The organism is Vibrio parahaemolyticus, from assembly GCF_900460535.1.
Taxonomy (GTDB): Bacteria; Pseudomonadota; Gammaproteobacteria; order Enterobacterales; family Vibrionaceae; genus Vibrio; species Vibrio parahaemolyticus.
In genome coordinates this window covers 1,613,998-1,631,738 of record NZ_UHIL01000001.1, presented here as the reverse complement: position 1 = coordinate 1,631,738, position 17,741 = coordinate 1,613,998, and the positions used below count along the sequence as shown (strand labels likewise).

19 protein-coding genes, 1 tRNA gene and 2 pseudogenes are annotated in these 17,741 nt (G+C 44.5%); 7 read left to right on the top strand and 15 right to left on the bottom strand.

What is annotated here, in order from left to right:
- Positions 1–5: 5 nt before the first annotated feature.
- Positions 6–1,805 carry a regulatory protein ScrG gene (gene scrG, locus DYB02_RS08160; RefSeq protein WP_077345671.1) on the top strand — a complete coding sequence of 600 codons (1,800 nt, stop codon included), beginning with the start codon at positions 6–8 and terminating at the stop codon, positions 1,803–1,805.
- 108 nt (positions 1,806–1,913) lie between these two features.
- Here scrG and DYB02_RS08155 read toward each other — a convergent pair whose 3' ends face one another.
- The 14 genes and pseudogenes from DYB02_RS08155 to DYB02_RS26075 form a co-directional block, all read right to left on the bottom strand.
- Positions 1,914–2,387 carry a response regulator gene (locus tag DYB02_RS08155; RefSeq protein WP_005454901.1) on the bottom strand — a complete coding sequence of 158 codons (474 nt, stop codon included), beginning with the start codon at positions 2,385–2,387 and terminating at the stop codon, positions 1,914–1,916.
- Positions 2,374–3,711: a sensor histidine kinase gene (locus tag DYB02_RS08150; protein ID WP_005480639.1), complete on the bottom strand. Its 1,338-nt coding sequence runs from the start codon at positions 3,709–3,711 to the stop codon at positions 2,374–2,376. Before DYB02_RS08150 ends, DYB02_RS08155 begins: the two co-directional genes overlap by 14 nt.
- Positions 3,712–3,714: 3 nt before the next feature.
- The gene (locus tag DYB02_RS08145; RefSeq protein WP_020903846.1) at positions 3,715–5,133 is read right to left on the bottom strand and encodes an SLC13 family permease; all 1,419 of its coding nucleotides are present in this window, start codon (positions 5,131–5,133) and stop codon (positions 3,715–3,717) included.
- A 236-nt stretch (positions 5,134–5,369) separates the two neighbouring features.
- Positions 5,370–5,843, bottom strand: a complete 474-nt coding sequence (locus DYB02_RS08140; protein WP_031822835.1) for a GNAT family N-acetyltransferase — start codon at positions 5,841–5,843, stop codon at positions 5,370–5,372.
- 2 nt (positions 5,844–5,845) lie between these two features.
- On the bottom strand, positions 5,846–6,181 hold the full coding sequence (locus DYB02_RS08135) for a hypothetical protein (protein WP_029804341.1): 336 nt from the start codon (positions 6,179–6,181) through the stop codon (positions 5,846–5,848).
- Positions 6,182–6,329: 148 nt separating this feature from the next.
- Positions 6,330–6,932, bottom strand: a complete 603-nt coding sequence (locus DYB02_RS08130) for a histidine phosphatase family protein (RefSeq protein ID WP_024701682.1) — start codon at positions 6,930–6,932, stop codon at positions 6,330–6,332.
- 105 nt (positions 6,933–7,037) lie between these two features.
- Entirely contained in the window at positions 7,038–7,322 is a 285-nt protein-coding gene (locus tag DYB02_RS08125; RefSeq protein WP_029804339.1) for a putative quinol monooxygenase, read from the bottom strand.
- Between the two features lie 92 nt (positions 7,323–7,414).
- Entirely contained in the window at positions 7,415–7,780 is a 366-nt protein-coding gene (locus DYB02_RS08120) for a hypothetical protein (protein WP_029804338.1), read from the bottom strand.
- A gap of 112 nt (positions 7,781–7,892) precedes the next feature.
- The gene (locus DYB02_RS08115) at positions 7,893–8,540 is read right to left on the bottom strand and encodes a class I SAM-dependent methyltransferase (RefSeq protein WP_029804337.1); all 648 of its coding nucleotides are present in this window, start codon (positions 8,538–8,540) and stop codon (positions 7,893–7,895) included.
- A gap of 45 nt (positions 8,541–8,585) precedes the next feature.
- A complete protein-coding gene (locus tag DYB02_RS08110; RefSeq protein ID WP_017448586.1) occupies positions 8,586–9,485 on the bottom strand; it encodes a LysR family transcriptional regulator in 900 nt (299 codons plus the stop codon).
- Positions 9,486–9,608: 123 nt separating this feature from the next.
- Positions 9,609–10,460 carry a pyridoxal kinase gene (gene pdxY, locus DYB02_RS08105; RefSeq protein ID WP_029804335.1) on the bottom strand — a complete coding sequence of 284 codons (852 nt, stop codon included), beginning with the start codon at positions 10,458–10,460 and terminating at the stop codon, positions 9,609–9,611.
- Between the two features lie 87 nt (positions 10,461–10,547).
- A pseudogene (locus DYB02_RS26080) lies at positions 10,548–10,706 on the bottom strand (M20 family peptidase); the annotation flags it as partial.
- Between the two features lie 30 nt (positions 10,707–10,736).
- Entirely contained in the window at positions 10,737–10,916 is a 180-nt protein-coding gene (locus DYB02_RS25885; RefSeq protein ID WP_225868810.1) for a hypothetical protein, read from the bottom strand.
- Between the two features lie 147 nt (positions 10,917–11,063).
- Positions 11,064–11,300, bottom strand: a pseudogene (locus tag DYB02_RS26075) (hypothetical protein); the annotation flags it as partial.
- A 300-nt stretch (positions 11,301–11,600) separates the two neighbouring features.
- On the opposite strand from DYB02_RS26075, the gene DYB02_RS08090 reads away from it, so the two are divergent.
- The 6 genes from DYB02_RS08090 (at position 11,601) to DYB02_RS08065 (ending at position 17,541) form a co-directional block, all read left to right on the top strand.
- The gene (locus tag DYB02_RS08090) at positions 11,601–11,813 is read left to right on the top strand and encodes a DUF1656 domain-containing protein (RefSeq protein WP_005454886.1); all 213 of its coding nucleotides are present in this window, start codon (positions 11,601–11,603) and stop codon (positions 11,811–11,813) included.
- A 12-nt stretch (positions 11,814–11,825) separates the two neighbouring features.
- Positions 11,826–12,689, top strand: a complete 864-nt coding sequence (locus DYB02_RS08085) for an HlyD family secretion protein (protein ID WP_015296643.1) — start codon at positions 11,826–11,828, stop codon at positions 12,687–12,689.
- 13 nt (positions 12,690–12,702) lie between these two features.
- Entirely contained in the window at positions 12,703–14,067 is a 1,365-nt protein-coding gene (locus DYB02_RS08080) for an FUSC family protein (protein WP_029804334.1), read from the top strand.
- Positions 14,068–14,181: 114 nt separating this feature from the next.
- The gene (locus DYB02_RS08075; protein WP_005455036.1) at positions 14,182–15,084 is read left to right on the top strand and encodes a hypothetical protein; all 903 of its coding nucleotides are present in this window, start codon (positions 14,182–14,184) and stop codon (positions 15,082–15,084) included.
- 10 nt (positions 15,085–15,094) lie between these two features.
- Positions 15,095–16,276, top strand: coding sequence for a BamA/TamA family outer membrane protein (locus DYB02_RS08070; protein WP_029804333.1), 1,182 nt, complete (start codon positions 15,095–15,097; stop codon positions 16,274–16,276).
- Positions 16,277–16,371: 95 nt separating this feature from the next.
- The gene (locus DYB02_RS08065; protein ID WP_029804331.1) at positions 16,372–17,541 is read left to right on the top strand and encodes a DUF4056 domain-containing protein; all 1,170 of its coding nucleotides are present in this window, start codon (positions 16,372–16,374) and stop codon (positions 17,539–17,541) included.
- A gap of 96 nt (positions 17,542–17,637) precedes the next feature.
- On the opposite strand, the gene DYB02_RS08060 is transcribed toward DYB02_RS08065, so the two are convergent.
- Positions 17,638–17,714, bottom strand: a tRNA-Val gene (locus tag DYB02_RS08060).
- Between the last annotated feature and the right edge of the window lie 27 nt (positions 17,715–17,741).

Genomic DNA, 17,741 nt, shown 5'->3' with positions numbered 1-17,741 from the left:
AGCATTTGTATCTTAATAATGCGCATGATTACTTCATTTCCCTGTTACAGGAACGCCCACTCATCTCTGTTGCCAGTAAGGCACGAGGAGAACATGTCTTGACCACCATTTTTGATCAACAGGCCTCAGACAATGATCGCGAGTTTCTCAAGATCGTCGAAGAACGCTTTATTCATATCTTTGATGTGTTCAACGAAGGCCTCTTCTACATGGACGAGTTTGGGACGATGGTTTTCTACAATCAGGGATTTTATGAGCAACTTGGAATCAATGCTGGACGCATCAACCTAGATCGTTGGTTGGATTTGGTGCATCCGTTGGATAGGGAAAGATTGTCCAAGCGCGTCGATGCCCACATTAATACCGACAATAAGCGCGTCACAACCACTTACCGCCTGCGCAAACCCAACGGGCAATACGTTTGGATTGAAGGCGTTGCGATGACCAAAGAAACTGAGCATGGCCATTATATGGTGGGTAGCCATCGCGACATTTCTGAACGTAAATTAATGGAAAGCTATATTCATCAAGTCGCGTTCCATGATAACGCCTCAGGTATGGCAAACCGCGCGCATTTGCTGCTTGATATTGAAGAACACGTCTGTTCGACAGACACGCCAACGTCGATTTGCTACATCCAAATCAATGAGATCAAATCCTATCTGAACCAGTACGGCAATGAACTGGTCAATGGTTTGGTGGAAAAGCTGCTGCAAACGCTCAGTCATCTGCCATCCCCTAACTGCTCAGTGTATCGTGTACATGATGACGATTTCGCAATTTTAATTCAGGACGATTGCTCAATAGACACGCTTCAAGCTTATGCCGAGATGATAAAACAAACCTATCACGAAGCCGTTGTAGAAGAAGGCCAGTATCTTGGCAGTAACATCAGCATTGGCTTGTACCCTTGTATCGACCCTGCTCACTCTGCTGATGAAATTTTGCGTAAAGCTGCAAGAACATGCCAATACGCCAGTGAACAAAATAAAGATAGGATTGCCATTTACAGCCAACGCACTCAACACGCGGTAGATCGTTACTTTTTTATCGAACAAGGTTTGAAAAGCGCACTAGAAAAGCAAACCTTGAGTGTGAAGTTTCAACCAATCATTAATGCAAAAAGCTCCGAAGTGGTGAGTTTTGAATCTCTCGTTCGTTGGCGTAGCAAAGAGTTTGGCGAAATTTATCCCGATGAGTTTATTCCCGTAGCCGAGAACAAAGGCTTGATCGTCGAGCTAGGCTATCAAGTGTTCGCGAAAGCTTGTCAGTTCATAAAACAATACCGTGAACGCTACCAAAATGAAGTAAGAGTGAACGTAAACGTCTCCGTTCTGCAGCTTATGAATGGTGAGTTTCCCTCAAGAATCAAAGCCATGGCTGACGAGGCTGGCGTCGCACCTCAGTCTATCGTGCTAGAGCTCACCGAAACATTCATTTTGGATAACAACCAAACGGCTATGGCCCCCTTAAACACGCTTCGTGAGTTGGGTTTTGCGTTGTCTTTGGATGACTTTGGTTCCGGGTACAGTTCTTTAAACTGCTTCTTTGATTTACCGATGACGCAGATAAAAATCGATAAATCGATGGCTTGGAAAACGCTGACAAACCACTCTTCGCGAGAGTACCTAAAGTTTTTGATTGCAATGTGCCACGAGAACAATATTGAGGTAGTGATTGAAGGCATTGAGGATGCGAAGATGTGCGACTTCTTTACTCAGATGGGCGTCGACTATTTACAAGGTTACTGGTTCTCAAAACCCTTATCTGTCGCAAGTGCTAGCCGATATTCATTGAATTCATAGTTCGAATTTTGGAATTCTCACCTGTTCCGCACAGCCACCGTTTAGTTACCGGTTTTTACATCGAAACAGAACGTGGCTGTGGCGAAAACTCAGGTTAACTTTACCCACCTATCTTAAGCGGTCAAACACAACGTTTTGATCTAAGTGCTCGTGATATTGCGTGTAATCGAGCCCCATATCAAAGATGTATTGTGTAACGAGGTTTCTTACGCACTCAATCAACTGATTGGCTTGCCAAGGCTTTTCGAAATAGCGATCGATGCCCGCAGAGTTAATCGCATTGATCGTATCAGTGTGCGTGGCCTGCCCAGTCAACAAGACTTTGCGAGTGCGAACAAAGCGGCTGTCTTTGGAAATTTCCGTCAGCAGCTCAACACCCGTTTTACCTGGCATCACGTGATCCGAAATAATTAACGCGATCATTTCACCATCAGCATCAAGTTCATCCATCAGCTCAAGCACTTCATCAGCAGACTCACAATCCTCAATATTCAGCCATTTATTCAACGGTTCTAGATCTTGTAGAACCGCGCTTAACACCTCTCGTTGGTCATCAACGCAAATTAAATTAAGCTTCTCCATGTTCACCCTCTACCGGTAATTTGATTCTAAAAATGGTCTTTTCACTGTCACTTTTTACGACAATGGAACCGTTGTAACCTGCAATAATTCGTTTAACGATCGAGAGCCCAAGCCCCAACCCAAAAGACAATCCGCCCTTCTTCGTTGTAAAGTTAGGCCTAAATATTTTTCGGCGCGTGGCCTCATCAATTTCAGGGCCGTTGTTGGCGATCGTGACTAAAATCTTTCCTTTGCTCACGCGTGTATGAATTTCAATGGTCGGCGACTCAATGTTAATCATCGCATCGCACGCATTTTTTAAAATATTCACCCAAATTTGAACAAGCTCAGTTTGCGATCCAATAAAAACCGGCAGTTCTGCAGGGCTGAAACGCACACTAACGCGCCTCAAATCACTCTGCAGCAACGCCAATGCCCGATTTATTGAATCGTTAATGTTGATGGCCTCATCAAGGTCGATATCCGTTCTGCCCAATTGCTTAACGGAACGAACAATGCCAACCGTATGCTTAGACGCGATACGCAAGTCGTGCAGGTCTCGCCCAACTTGCCAGTAACGAATCGCCTCTTCTGGCCTTTTTAACCAATGCTCCGAGAGGTAGTTACTCGGCACGGCTCGCGCTAAATCACGCGCCAACTCTTTAGGCAACCCATAATATTTTTCGAAATGACGACCGCGCTTTCTCGCTTCACTAGACGATACTTTTTGCCCTTGCATCAAACCAAAATCAAAGAACTGACTCGCCTCTGGATGCACTTCTTCAAGCAGCGTCATAATGACGGACTCTAAACGCTCCGACTTACTGCTGACCACACCAATCGCATTGTTAAGTTCGTGTGCGATACCTGCAGCTAACTGACCGAGTGTTGTCATTTGCTCTGCGGTGTGGAGCTTTTGCAGCGCCTTCTCTTTGGCTATCGCTTCTTGCATCGCGCGGCGCTGACGGCGAGACAACTCATTCACCATAACGGGCATAAACTGTGTGGTTAATGGCCCGTAAGTTTCTTCTTCAACGGCTGGCGTATCGCGTTCTATCCACGCAAGTTCTACATCGGTTTGTGCAATCACCGTAGATGAGGCAGTCCATGTTCCTGAAAAAAAACTGTGCACTCCAATAAATGCCCCTTGAGAAGCAGAAAATACCTGAATGGGCTTTCTGTCTTCGTCCGCATAGAAGCCAGCAAGCTCGCCAGAGAGCACATAATATAGACGGTCGTTGTAGCCTTGCTGTTCGATCAATACGGAGCCGGCCAACACAGTCAGCCGACGTTCGATATGATTAAAGTAGCGTTCTACTAACGCATCTAACTTGGTTTCGTACATGTATTACCCAATATGCCCAACCGTATGAAGAATCCACACCATCACAAAGCTTAGCAGCACACCAACAATACCAAGTACCGCACCCACTCTCGCCATTTGGCTACTTTCTACATGGCCAGTGGCATGCGCGAGCGCGTTAGGCGGTGTACTGATAGGCAGTGACATACCAAGCGAAGCCGCGAAGGTCACAACAAGAATAAGCGTGACTTCACCACCTAATGGCGTCAAAGAAGCCATGGACGTACCAAGTGCAGCCATTATTGGCATCAGCAAGTTGGCTGTGGCCGTGTGTGACATAAAGTTTGCCATTAGTAAGCAGAGGAATGCCGCGCCGAATAGCACCACATAAGGCGAGAATTCATCAAACGGAATACTGTGCACCACCAGCTTCGCAAGCCCTGTTTTGTCGAGCGCTAAACCTAAAGCAATACCACCCGAGACTAACCAAAGCACATCCCAAGAGATCTTTTTGAGGTCTTCTTTGTTGATGATCCCTGTCAGCGAGAATACGGCAACCGGAATTAAAGCGACGGTGTATGAGTTCATGCCATGCGCAGAGCCCATCAACCAAAGAATGATGGTGCCAGCGAATGTGACGTAAACAATCATCGCTTTTGGTGTTTTTAGGAACTTACTTTTGATGTTCAGATCAATCTTAGTCTGCTCGGCTTTGTATAAATAGCCTATCAGAAGCCAAGCAAGGGCCATCATAATCACCACAAATGGTACGCCGAATACCATCCACTCCCCAAAGGTAATCAAGTTATCACCCACGAGGTATTTCAAAGCAATCGCGTTTGGTGGCGTACCGATTGGCGTCCCAATACCACCGATGTTCGCAGCAACAGGAATACAAAGCGCGAATGCAATTCGCCCCGGGTCTTTAGGCCCAAACACGGCGATAACTGGCGTTAAGATCGACAACATCATCGCGGTGGTCGCGGTATTCGACATAAACATCGAGAATATAGCGGTGATCAGCATCAGGCCTAACATGACAAACTTAGGGTTTTGCCCAAACGGCTTGAGCAACACCCTAGCGAGGTTCACATCCAAACGATATTTGGTTGCGGCCATTGCTAAGAAAAAGCCACCTAAAAACAGCATGATGATTGGGCTGGCAAAGGTAGCCATGATTTCGTGGTATTGCAGTAGTTCGCCAAAATGAGGCTGCCCTTCTTGTGTTCGAAACAAGACAATGCCTTTGTTCGAAATGAGCAATAACTCAAGCACGATGATCACCACCGACGTGGCATAAATTGGAATAGGCTCGAACACCCAACAGAGCGCAGCCAGCAAAAAGATCGCGATAACTCGCTGTTGGACGATGGTGATGCCGTCAAAAGGAAACGCTGACAAAGGCATCAGCCAAATAAGTAACGGAATCACCGTTGGGATGATGTATTTGAGATATGGGCGCATAGTACTACTACTCTTCCTGAGTTGGTTGGCCATGACATTAGGCATTTCGAGCCACATTCAGTCATCTTTCTATCAATCTGATTTTTATGAACAACTTTGCGGTTGTGAGATAGAAACATACCTGTTTGATAACTCTGAGTAGAGATTATGTACACTGTTTTGAAACGAAATTTTGGTCTTAGATCAATGAACTGGAATTCACATCAGAAAACATCTCTTATCTGTGTCCAAGCTCACTAATTACGCGATAGATACTTCTTCATCACATAATTAGTTAAGTGTTGCCCTCTCACTTCAACTTCTTGATGTTTAATCACTTTAAACCCCATCCGTTCAAAGAACGGACGAGCAGTGATACTGACCTCTGAGTACAAATACGGTAACGCTAATGACTCCGCTTGAGAGAAAATATGAGCCATCAATGCGCGGCCAACACCTGTCCTTTGATGCTGATGATGGCAAAAGAAATGGTCAATGAAACCATCTGGCTGTAAGTCCGCATAACCGACTATCTCACCTTCAATTTCGGCAATAAATGGGGTGATGGTGTCCATCCTCGCTTGCCAAGTTTTTGGTTCAAAATCATCGGGAGCCCAAGCTTTCACTTGATCTGTTTGGTAATCGCGGCAGTTTACTTCTCGAACCGTATGGTAGAAGAGCGTCCATAGTGTTGGCGCATCATCAGCGCGATAGCTGCGTATTGAAAGCATCATTACAATGTTCCAGACAGACGAAACAAAAACGTGGTCACAATCGCGCTCACTAACAACGTATTGATTGGCAAGTAGTGCGGAAACAAATAAGGCAGAGAGCGTAAATCTGGTTTGGTAATAACTCTTTGAGGCTGGATATCTAGGCTCGTCGCGACCTCACAAGCCCGAACCGTTAACGGATGGTTAAAAAGCCATTGTGAATAAGCGCTATAAAGTGCCACCACTCCCGCCATTCCGATGATTTCTATCAACACAATAGCCTCTAGAGTAAAAGGCAGTAAAGTTGGGCCACTTAAAAGCAGCGCTGCGGCAAAAAACCACTGTTTGTACGTCATCATCCATCCTTGAATTGCATTCTATAAATGTACATTTGAGACCAATCGTCCATGATCAGCCTTGCAAGCGTATTTTCTATAAGCCTGTGTACTAAGTTATTTTGATTACTGACCAAAATCAAGCAGACGCAAACATAAACAAACCGAGTTAGACTACCTCAACAGTATCCACACAGTTGACACGAGTGATTCGACCGTCTTCGATAATGAAAAAGGCATCTTGAGGTAAATCTTGCTGCCAAACTTGAGTGTAATCCATACCCAACAGCAATCCTCTTAGCACGATGCCTGTTAGCCCATGGCTCACCACGACAATGTCTTCGTCATGCGTTACATCACTCAGCCAGCAGGACAAACGCTCCCTTACCGACTCATAAGTTTCACAGTTTGGCGCTTGAAGATACCAGTCATTTTGAGCCAATAAGTTGGGAATTTCTTGCTCTAAGCTGGGAATCGTTCTTTGCTCCCACTCACCAAGAGAAAACTCTTTTAGCCTAGGCTCTTTGTTGAGGTTTTCATACGAGTAGTTAAGCTCTTCACATACGATTTGCGATGTTTGAAGTGCTCTCCCAAGCGTACTTGAGTAGACACGGAAAGGACGGTTTTCAACATACTGTTTGAGCGTCGTGCCAACGCGTCTTGCTTGGTCGCTACCTTTCGATGTCAGTGAAGAGTTACAGTGACCTTGTAACTTTTTGTCTGCGTTAAACTCTGTTTCACCATGGCGCAATACGAATATTCTTCTCGTCATTTCTTTACCTTAAACGGTTTAAATTAATAGGTAAGCTAACGTAAAGTCGCCAACTGGGCAAAAAACACTATTTGAGTCAAATTTGACACAGAATGACTCGCCTCATTATTCCTGAACATCCAAAATTTCATAATGGCGCTCAACATTCACTGTCAGCCGCCCCCAGTCTGAATCTTTGACTCGGAGTTGATGGTGCTCGAACGTATCTCGATTTGTAAACTCTTCGTACACATCAAAGCGCAACGGGTTGTCAGGGTTTTCCACCACTTGAAACACAAGGCACCCAGCCTCGCTTTTAGTTAATCGCATATGAATAGGCAGCGCACTTTTTACCGTTTCAAGTTCCCCTTCAGGCACCAATATAAATCCTTTTAATATGACTTTGGGCATCACGACTCCATCGCTATTTTACTACCTACAAAAAACGCATAACCGATAAGTTATGCGTTAAAACCATTAATACTGATTGAAAGGTTACCCAATTATTTTAACGTGAGGGTAAACACCTCGTTGTTCACGCCACCAATCATCATTGGTTTTCCAAGCTGATCTTGCTGGACAAAGAGCGTGGTTTTTAACTCACGGCTTGAGTGACGAGATTTGCTTTTGCGAACCACAAGCACATCAACAACGTAATCCGAATATTCCTTAATCACGGAGCCTGAGAGCTCGATGATTTCCTCATCACTGTCTTCAACGGCGTCAAATCCTCGATCAACCTGTATCGGTGCTGAAACCGAGGTTTGTCCGTAGTTTAAAACCGCAGTTTGAGGCTCTTCAAGCTGTGAAGCAACACTAGTAAAGGCAATAAAACACGTTGCCCATAACGCTTTGGATATTATTTTCATTAGTATTTTTCTGATTTCCGGCAAGCAAATAGAAATAAAAACCTTAGATAAGAGTTTGATAAATAATTAATAATGGCTATCTAAGGCGTGACTGGAAACAATACCGACTTCATCACGAATAAACAACTTTTACAGCATGTATCGTAATGTGATTTATCTCTTCACGTTCGTAGACGTTTGCAGTAACCACACGAAAGCCTGACTGTTCTAGTTCCGTAATCAAAGATTGTTGTGAAGATACATGTCGATAAACATGGTCATTTTTGATGATTTCGTAGCTATTACTGTCTTTGGCACACAAGCTGCTCACAAAGAAAACGCCATTTTCAACCAAAGAATTATAGATATGACCTAGAAAAGTATTCCGATCTTCACCAATGATGCAGTGTAAACAGTTTCCGTCGATCACCACATCATAGATCTCTGGAATCTCAAGCGTTTTCTCGGTCAAGTCCGCGACGTAAAACGCCCCTTGATTGCCAGTATCTCTCGCTTTTTCTTTTGCCCAAGATATGGCAGTCGGTGAAATATCAATACCTGTTACTTCAAAGCCTAATTTAAAAAATGCTCGACAGTGATGCCCTTCGCCACAGCCAACTTCCAAGAGTTTGCCAAAAGTCGGAGCTCCTTCTAGCTCAATAAAGCGCTGAACAAGAATGGCTTGCGATATTCGCTCATTGCCTCCCCATCCTTCCCAGCCCTCTTTTCGGGCTTGAACATACATATCCTCGTGGACATGGTAGTTCGCTTTCATATTCATCCTTGATAATTCCTTACGTTAAAGCGCTATCGACCTATCAATACATCACGGGTTGTACGACTCAACATGTTCATGTACTGCGTGCATTATCGACGCTTTAATATCCTTTAAATATTTCGCGTGTGGGCACCACATTGAAAGCGGCAGCTTCATCCCTTCTAGCATTAGGTCGATACTCACAGGCTCGATACCTTCTGCTTTAAACTGAGGCTTGGTTAATGCCTTGGGTAGCCACGACCACCCTAACCCCTCTCGCACCATATTGATGACAACAGAGAGCTGATCGACTTGCTCATTATTGGCTGAAAATATGAATTTCTCTTTTAAGCCTTCATCAACTAGCGATTTTAGAATGAACTGTCTCTCGGTCACCATCGCGTCAACAACTGAGTTCTGATCTAATTTCGCTAACCGTCCACCAGCTTGAACATAAGGAACGAACTCGACGTGGCCTAAAAAAACCGAGTCCATGCTGTGCATCGCGCTACTTTCGTGCACATTAACTAATCCAAAGTGGATTGAGCCATCAACAATACCGCGCTTGATTTCAGCGCGATCACGCACTAATAACTCAACGCGCATGGTCGGAAAATCTTTCGCTAGTTGTTTGCGAATCATGAACAAAGCAGAAGGCGGCATAAAGCTCGAATAGGCAATCACCACGCGCTCCAAACCTCCGAAAGAAAGGCTCAGTGCGATGTTTTCAAATATCCTCGCCTGTTCGACTGTTTTCTTGGCGTAGTGATAAAGCAAGTGACCATCTTCGGTAGGCTCAACAGAACGGCCTACTCGGTCAAATAAAGTGATAGCCAACTGATCTTCAAGATTGCTGATGACTTGCCCCGTTGTCGTTCGGTGCTTATTGAGCTTAACGGCTGCTTTACTAAATGATAATTCTTCATACACAGTGACAAATGCCAACAGCTGCTCAAAGTTAAACGTCATGTTATTCCCCCACGTTCAGTGACTTACTCAAAATATCACTATCGTTCACCGTCGTGTCATTAGAAATGAGTGAGATGTGACAATCGAACAGTTTATTGCCTCGCGGTTTACTATTCCAGATTTCTATACCATCGAGAGCGCCATGAGTTTCTTGACAGGGAAATCAAACGTAGGCTCAACAAACTCATACTGGCCAGAGATCGTTTCTAGCTCCGAACTCCCATTGTCATAAGTCAACTCAAGTACGCCATACACCGCATTGTTGGTATGACGTAACGCTGCAACCGGAGACATACGCTTGACTAAACAGGCCGTAAACACCACCGCTGTTAAGTCCCCAACACCAGCTGGTGGCGTTTCAAAATCTAGCATCGGCCTTTGACTTATATAGATAGATTTCGGTGTTGCTAGCATCATCGTGAAGTGTTCTTCAAGCTCAATATTTGTCACAAGGATGAGCTTCGGCCCCATTTCGAGGGCCTTTTGGCAAGCCTGCGTCGCTGATTCAACGTTACTAATCTTGACTCCTGTAAACTGCTCCAGCACGTTCTTACTCGATACAATCACGTCGGCCATTGGCATCAGACTCTCAAACAATGGAGCGTGAGACTCTTTATCAGCGATAGGCTCAGCTAGCTCTGGGTGACAGACATAAAGTACTTGGCGACTTTCCTCCTTTAATCGCGTAACTAACTCACAAACTGAATCGCAGAACTTTAAGTCCGTTTGATAACCCGCAATGACAGCGCCACATTCGGATAGCTGGCAGAAGCTTTCTACTCCATCCGTCAACGCTAGTAATTCATCGACAAGGCTTCTACCGACAAACACCTCATGGTCTTGTATTTGTTGTGCATTTTGAACAGCGTGGATTGGCCATATGTCCAACCCCATTCGTTGAACAGGAAACCCGGTCACGCTGCTACTTAAATGCCTAACTACGCCGTAAGTTTTAATTGAAATGATACCTTTCATCGCTATGCCTGCATTACTTTTCTGTACATCTATTCATTGAGTATTCGGCATAGCAATTACGCTCGAATCCCTCGCTATCAAGTGTTCTCACAAATAATCGAGGTTATCCATAAGCTGGTAGAAGAAACCAATTGAACGGCCGTACTCGTCTACACGGATGCGCTCATTCACACCATGGAACCCTTCAAACTCTGTTGTATTCTCCAACTGAATTGCCGTAATCGTGTAAACATCTGGCGCAAAATCACTGCAATCTTGATTGGAAATTGTTGGGAATTACACCGCTTTTGATAGGCGTTTTGCTGCCCCATCTAAGTCGACCTTAACTTCGATTTGCTCCACGCCTTTCATCTGCATTGAGCTAAAGTCTTGATCGCCTGCCGCCCAAGCTGCAACGCCCGCAGTAAGGGCAATTGCTGAAGCGACGCCAGCGAAAATTTTTGAATGTTTTGTCATGTCCATTTTCCTTTTCAATAGGAAGTGAATTGGATTAGTGCTCGTTGATATGGTCAGTATTATCGAAAAGCGTTACCTCAACCAATCGCTTATGTAGGACCTAACCCTACAAACGGTTTCATCGCATAAGGACGTAATAGACAACCATCAAAAGCTTCGCTCGCAGAGCTCATCACCTTTGGGAACTGGTGACATATGAATGCACCGAAGTGTTACAAGTCGGCGCTTTTTCTGATCTGCATGCTTCATGTGAACATCAATTTGAGGGTAAGAGGTTTCAACATGATTCTCTTTGAAGAGTTGATTAATTTTCTTATTCACCAAATGCAATGTTGGTAAACGATCATCGATGGAGTTGATGTGAAGTCGAAGCTCGAACTCTAAACTGCTATCGTCAGGGCATTAATCGTTTCCGGCCAAATCGACGAACACTGCCCTTGAGTAAGCTTAGTCAAAGATTCAATGATTCATTGTCTAACATGAACAAAAACGGGCATTGATGAGCTGGCAATAGCTCTACTGTTCAGGCTTTGAACATCAAGCGCATCACTCTTCGGTTTTCGGTGCAGAACAAGACTCAGATTTTACTTACACCATTTGTAGGATGGCGTCCTACAAATGCGATTATCTGCTTTTCATCTCTTCCCTTATCTTTGCCTCATCCAAGACAAACGAGACAACTTCATGAACACAATGCCGCACGAGCTGGTATGGGGTGAAATCTATTTCCCGCCGCTGCTTTTAGTCATCGGATTGGCTTACGTTCTGACCACGATGGTGACTTCGCTAGCAACGAGATGCGGACTACATAAGTACGTTGCATTCCCTGCACTGGCAGAGCTAAGTCTGATTGTCATTTTTACAGGCGTTATTGGCCAATTTATTTCGATCTTTTGAGGAAAGCGCACTGTGATTAAACGTTATCTCATTACTCTTATTTTGTTGTGTACCGCGGGTACCGTGCTTTACACCCACTACCAAACATACACAAACAATCCATGGACGCGAGACGGACAAGTGAGTGCTTATGTTATCTCCATTACGCCTCGAGTCACTGGGCAGGTTACGCAGGTGTATGTTGCTGATAACTCAAAAGTAAAAAAGGGAGATTTGCTGTTTGAGATTGATCCAAGCACATACGTTGCGTCTTACCACAAAGCACTGGCAAACCAGAAACAAGCGACTGCATTGCTAGCAAAGGCACAAAATGAAGAACAGCGAGCACGAAAATTAGAGAAACGTACGCACGGTGCAGTGCCTGCGTTAACTCTTAGCAATTTACATAATGCCGTACAAACAGCGCAGGCAAATGTTGAACTAGCGAAAGCAAACATTGAAGAAGCGCAGCTTAACTTGGACTTCACCAAAGTTTACGCGCCGACCGATGGTTACATCACCAATCTAAACGTTCGAGTGGGCTCTCAAGTGGTCGCTAACTCCCCTGTTGTCGCCCTTATTGATGAAAATAGCTTCTGGATTGAAGGTTACTTTAAAGAAACAGACCTCGCGGGCATTGCCCCTAACGACCGCGCAACCGTGACATTACTCATGCATGATGACGTCGCGTTAGAAGGCAAAATCAAAAGCATTGGTTTTGGCATTGCGAAAAAAGATGGCATAACAGGCAATGACCTTCTGCCAACAGTGAACCCTAACTTTCAATGGATTCGCTTAGCTCAACGTATCCCAGTCAAAGTGACATTAAATGAAATGCCAAAAGATCTGCAGCTTCGCGTAGGCATGACGGCATCGATAAAAATCATCAAACACTAATTAGGTGAAGGTCATGCTGAGTTCATCGACTAAAGAAGCAATAAAAGCAGCGCTCTCAATTGTTGTCGCTATTTGCCTTGCACTGTGGTTTCAGTGGGAAAAACCTTATTGGGCGGCCATTGCGGTTGCTGTTATGGCACTAAATGAAAGCTTTGCCCACTCAATTCATAAAGGACACAACCGCGTTTGGGGAACGCTCATCGGAATCGCTTATGCACTTTTCTTAATTGGTACGTTTCCTCAAGATCCATTTTTGTTTTTGAGCTTTTTAACTCTGTTTCTTGGCTTGTGTATTTTCATGTCGAGTGACGAGAAATATGGCTACATATTTTCGATGGCTTTTACGGTTTGTGCGTTAGTTGCTTGTATGGGTCAATTTGATGATCAAACTATATTTCATTTCGCGATATTGCGACTTCAAGAAACAGTTCTAGGTGTAATAACATTCTCTGTTATTTATCGAGTCATTTGGCCAGTAAATACAGAGCAGAAATTCATTCAGAAGTTTGAAGACTGTCGAACGTTGCTACTGGAAGCTCTTAAAAATAAGCACGACTTTAACCTTGAAGCGCTAGAAGCCAATTCAGGAAATATCAACAAGCTTTATCAACTGCTTAACCTACCGTTAAAAGGCAGCTATCGGCTCAGACAGCACCGACGTGCTTGGCTTGAGCGAGTCAACGAACTGACTCACATTCAAGAAAAACTACTAAACCGAGGGGATAAGTCAAATTCAAACAGTGCAGAATGGAAAGCTCTTACCGAACAGTTAGAAAACTTTTATGTAGATAAGCCTCAAACTTCGCTCATTGGTGTCAAAGATAGCGATAAAATAGAAAGCGTTAACTCATCACTTCGCCAAGGAAAACGAACATTTTTCCAACATATCAAAGAGGATAAACGTAAAGTGTTTCACGGGGTGTCGATGTTCGTAACATCATTGCTCGTTTGGATTTATCTCCCAATACCCGGTGGTTCTATTTTTCCTATGATCGCAGCGGCTTTTTCTTGCATCTTACCGACAATGCCACCGAGCGTACTTAAAGATGCTTTCTTTGGTGTTATAGGCACAGGAACCGTAATTCTACTGGAGTACGTGTTTTTGATGCCACTCATGACTGAGCTATGGCAGTTAGCGTTATTTTACTTCATCAACACGATAGTAATTTGGGAGGTATTTTCAACACCCAAAATGCTGATTCATCGAGTTCTAGGGATTAATCTATTGGTTGTACTGACCTCCGGCGCGTTAAACCTGACTCCAATATATAGAATTGAAACACCAATTTTAATGCTGACGAATATTTTAATAATTCTTCTGATCGGCAAATTGTTTTCTGACCTGTTTTGTAAACCTCAAAATGTGCGCAGAGTTTAGAAACTCGATATTAATAGCCATGCTATTCATGTAATGAATTATCAAAATAAATTTTGAAATAACACATACACATTTTTAGAAAATGGGTATTTAGAATATTAAAGAGAGACCATTGTGAAATTAAAAATAGGACTGGTATTTTTAACCACTTTATTTACCCAGTTAAGTTTTGCTCAAGATTCATTTTTCCCTATTTGGGGAGATGAAGCAGAAAAGCGTGGCTATTCACTGCCAAAACCTTATGGTCTTTCCCTTTCATACATGGATATGAGCAATCCAATCACGGTCAACAGCATTGATTTAACAGGACATCCGGTACTTGAGGCACTTGATATTGATGCTAACCACGCCGATTTTAAAGGTTCCAATATTACTCTAAGGGGAGACGTGTGGATTTTCCCGTTTATGAATATCTATGGAATTATTGGTTATACCCAAGGCACGAGCACAGCAAAAATTAACGCTTTAAGTTGCGATACTTCCTCCGTGCAAGGTATCGGAAACAAAGTTCTGTGTTCGCTGCTCGATGCCGCGGGTGACGAACTACCGGATAGCGCCGCATTTGAGTTAGAGATGGACGGAGGAACCTATGGAGCAGGCACCACATTAGCTGGCGGTGTGGGAAATTGGTTCGCACTACTCGATATGAACTACACCTACACCAGCATAGCCGCCATTGATGGCAATATTAAAACCTTCGTGGCTGCCCCTCGAGTCGGATATCGCTGGCAATACGATGGTGGACGCGAACTGCGCGTATTTGTTGGCGCCATGTATCAAAATGTTCAACAAGAATTGTCTGGTGACCTCAAAAGCTTAAACCTACCACCGCAACTACTTGGCTTAGTTGAAAACTTGAGCCCTGATGCGGGCTTCAACGTCAGTCAAAGTGCCGATGAGAACTGGAACAGTGTGCTTGGTTTCCAATATGCCTTTAACAAAGACTGGGAGATATTGATGGAGGCCGGATTTGGGGAACGTGAGACCTTATTCTTTTCATTAGGTCGTCGATTCTAGGGTTGAAAGCATGACAAGATTACTTCCTATTGTTTGTCTATTTCTATCTGAAGCAATTCTCGCCGAAGCGGCTAACCAAAAGTCAGAAATGCAAGAACTGACAAGCTATCAGCAATATCAAGCGTGGCTTGAGAACTTATTGCTGGAACTAGGCGCGGATGGTCAGTTCGATCCTAAAAAAGGCATCGACTGGAGTGTCATGCCCGGTCCCTTTTATACTCCAGAGAAAAAGTTTGGTATTGGCGTATCGGCGGTCGGCCTCTATAAGCCAGATATCAATGATATCGACTCCCAGCCAAGCTCTATTACCGTTAACGGTTTTGGGTCAATAAATGGTGCTTATGGGGTATCTATCAACAATGCCAACTACTTAAACAACGATAAATACCGCTTGTTTGTTGACGCTGAACTAACGGATTCTCCCGATGTATTTCATGGTATGAGCGTTGATGCAGGAATGCACAATGAACGAGTTAATTATGACCGACGCAGTTATTCCGCCTCAATCACTGGTATGACGCGTGTATTACCATTTACCTACTTAGGCATAGGGCTCTCCTTTTTCCACAATGAAGCATCCAACGCCAAACAAGAAAATACACACATCCCCTGGATAGGTGATGATTTGGCGGAGTTTCCTAGCACGCAGCGAAATATTGGCAGCATGCTCAACCTCACTTATGACTCTCGGGACTTCGCCCTAAATGCCTCAAAAGGCAGGCTGATTGAGCTTGAATACCAGCACTTCAGCACTGAATTAGGCTCAGATAATGATTTTGAACGTGTGAGGCTTAATTACAGCGATTATCGTGCCCTATCGTCAATTCCTGGTGTTTTGGCCTGGCAAATACGCTCCGAATCCAACTTCGGCGACGTGAGCTGGGATCAAATGGCAATGCTCGGAGGCGCTGAGGCTCTTCGTGGCTATGAACAAGGCCAATATCGCGGCAGAAATATGCTGATTACCCAAGTAGAGTACCGGCAGCCGCTATCTGGGCGCCATGGCATGGTGTACTGGTTAGGAGCAGGCACACTGGCTGAAGAATTTGATCAACTGGGTCAAGACGAATGGCTCTACTCTGTCGGCGTTGGCTACCGATTTGAAATCAAGCAGCGAGTTAACCTGCGCTTAGATATCGGCTTTGGTAACGATCAAAGTGGATTTTATTTTGCAATTAATGAAGCGTTTTAACTGAAATGAACCGTATACTTTTTATATCTCTTTACACTGCCACCCTTTGTACCTTCTTGGCTGGATGCTCGTCCGACAATTGGGCAATTCATGCGATGCCAAGTTCGAATCAGGCCGCTGATATGCTCGCAGGTGATCTGACGACCAATCAAAATTGGTATTTGGATGAGTCTCGCTACCCTCAATTGACCGTACCGCAGAACGTACGCCCGTGTTGTGCCTTTGGGGATATGCAGAAAGTCAAAATTGGACCAGTTCCAGTGCCCTTCTTCAGACTGAGCAACGTTGTCGAACTTGAGGAGATAGGCCCGCACAAGTTTGCCAGCGGGATATATCACTACACACCGTCATCCTCATCGGCATTGGGTCATGGCGGCAGCGAAAATAACGGAATCTTATACACGCAAAAAGGTGGCTTTATCGACCTCGCCCATGTGCGCGATACCGCCGATGACACCATGGGCTTATTTTTCGAGATACTCGCCAACTTAGGCCAAGCCCATCGCATTGATTTACCTGCTGAATTAGGACCAAGATACATCGAGATGGCCTCGTTCGACGCATCTTCTTTAACCGATGAACAAAGGTGGTCTGTGGCCGCTCATTTAGCTGCGCGCTTAGCCTACTTCAAGGCTGAATCCCACGAGATCGCCCAGTGGCACGGCTACGCAAGTTTTTCAGGTTGGCCAGAAACCATTTCCGCCTACTCGCTTGAAGACCTCTACTCCAACATGTTGGGATCTAAAATTGTACTTAACCTCATTCAACAACATAAGATGCTGAGCGAAAGAGAATACAACCAAAATGTAAGTTTACTTCTCAATGCAAGTCTGCAAGAGCTTGGCGTCGTTGATAAATCTCAATCAAAACTGGTATTAGCCGCCGTCGACGGTAAATGGTGGAACTCACACGAGTCAATCCCAAACAAATACATGGTTCTGCAACGTCACTATGACCTAGGAGATGTACAAACGCCCCACCGACTAACACCGGAGTTATTAGGAAAAGAGAACTCGAACTTACAGTATCTCGCGCAATCTCCCGCGATAGTGCTCACCATACCAGCATCTGTAGAGTCGCTGGATCTAGATAACATTGCCAAGTTAGTACTTGAAGTAGCGCCGAGTTACGCAGATACTTTCAACCACATCCCAAAACGTATCTGGTCAGAGCGTATCGAACATACTCAGTTCGCCGTTATTGCGCAGTATGCAGAGTTACAAGATGGTCAAGAAATGAAAGCGCTAGATGTGGCGGAGAAGTAATTTAGAGAAAAAAGACAAAAGAAGGAATTTCACTCGAATATCAATAAGTTACAGACACAAAAAAGCCCACCAGAAAGGTGGGCTTCTTCTAAAATTTGGTGGGTCCGGGCGAACTCGAATCGCCGACCCCTACCATGTCAAGGTAGTACTCTAACCAACTGAGCTACGGACCCAAATTTTTCATTCCTGACCATTCAATT

What these genes read in the sequence shown, in the direction of transcription:
- DYB02_RS08155 (WP_005454901.1), bottom strand. Translation starts at nt 2,387, where the DNA reads ATGGAGAAGCTTAATTTAATTTGCGTTGATGACCAACGAGAGGTGTTA.
- DYB02_RS08150 (WP_005480639.1), bottom strand. Translation starts at nt 3,711, where the DNA reads ATGTACGAAACCAAGTTAGATGCGTTAGTAGAACGCTACTTTAATCAT.
- DYB02_RS08145 (WP_020903846.1), bottom strand. Translation starts at nt 5,133, where the DNA reads ATGCGCCCATATCTCAAATACATCATCCCAACGGTGATTCCGTTACTT.
- DYB02_RS08140 (WP_031822835.1), bottom strand. Translation starts at nt 5,843, where the DNA reads ATGCTTTCAATACGCAGCTATCGCGCTGATGATGCGCCAACACTATGG.
- DYB02_RS08135 (WP_029804341.1), bottom strand. Translation starts at nt 6,181, where the DNA reads ATGACGTACAAACAGTGGTTTTTTGCCGCAGCGCTGCTTTTAAGTGGC.
- DYB02_RS08130 (WP_024701682.1), bottom strand. Translation starts at nt 6,932, where the DNA reads ATGACGAGAAGAATATTCGTATTGCGCCATGGTGAAACAGAGTTTAAC.
- DYB02_RS08125 (WP_029804339.1), bottom strand. Translation starts at nt 7,322, where the DNA reads ATGCCCAAAGTCATATTAAAAGGATTTATATTGGTGCCTGAAGGGGAA.
- DYB02_RS08120 (WP_029804338.1), bottom strand. Translation starts at nt 7,780, where the DNA reads ATGAAAATAATATCCAAAGCGTTATGGGCAACGTGTTTTATTGCCTTT.
- DYB02_RS08115 (WP_029804337.1), bottom strand. Translation starts at nt 8,540, where the DNA reads ATGAATATGAAAGCGAACTACCATGTCCACGAGGATATGTATGTTCAA.
- DYB02_RS08110 (WP_017448586.1), bottom strand. Translation starts at nt 9,485, where the DNA reads ATGACGTTTAACTTTGAGCAGCTGTTGGCATTTGTCACTGTGTATGAA.
- pdxY (WP_029804335.1), bottom strand. Translation starts at nt 10,460, where the DNA reads ATGAAAGGTATCATTTCAATTAAAACTTACGGCGTAGTTAGGCATTTA.
- DYB02_RS25885 (WP_225868810.1), bottom strand. Translation starts at nt 10,916, where the DNA reads ATGACAAAACATTCAAAAATTTTCGCTGGCGTCGCTTCAGCAATTGCC.
- DYB02_RS08090 (WP_005454886.1), top strand. Translation starts at nt 11,601, where the DNA reads ATGAACACAATGCCGCACGAGCTGGTATGGGGTGAAATCTATTTCCCG.
- DYB02_RS08080 (WP_029804334.1), top strand. Translation starts at nt 12,703, where the DNA reads ATGCTGAGTTCATCGACTAAAGAAGCAATAAAAGCAGCGCTCTCAATT.
- DYB02_RS08070 (WP_029804333.1), top strand. Translation starts at nt 15,095, where the DNA reads ATGACAAGATTACTTCCTATTGTTTGTCTATTTCTATCTGAAGCAATT.
- DYB02_RS08065 (WP_029804331.1), top strand. Translation starts at nt 16,372, where the DNA reads ATGCCAAGTTCGAATCAGGCCGCTGATATGCTCGCAGGTGATCTGACG.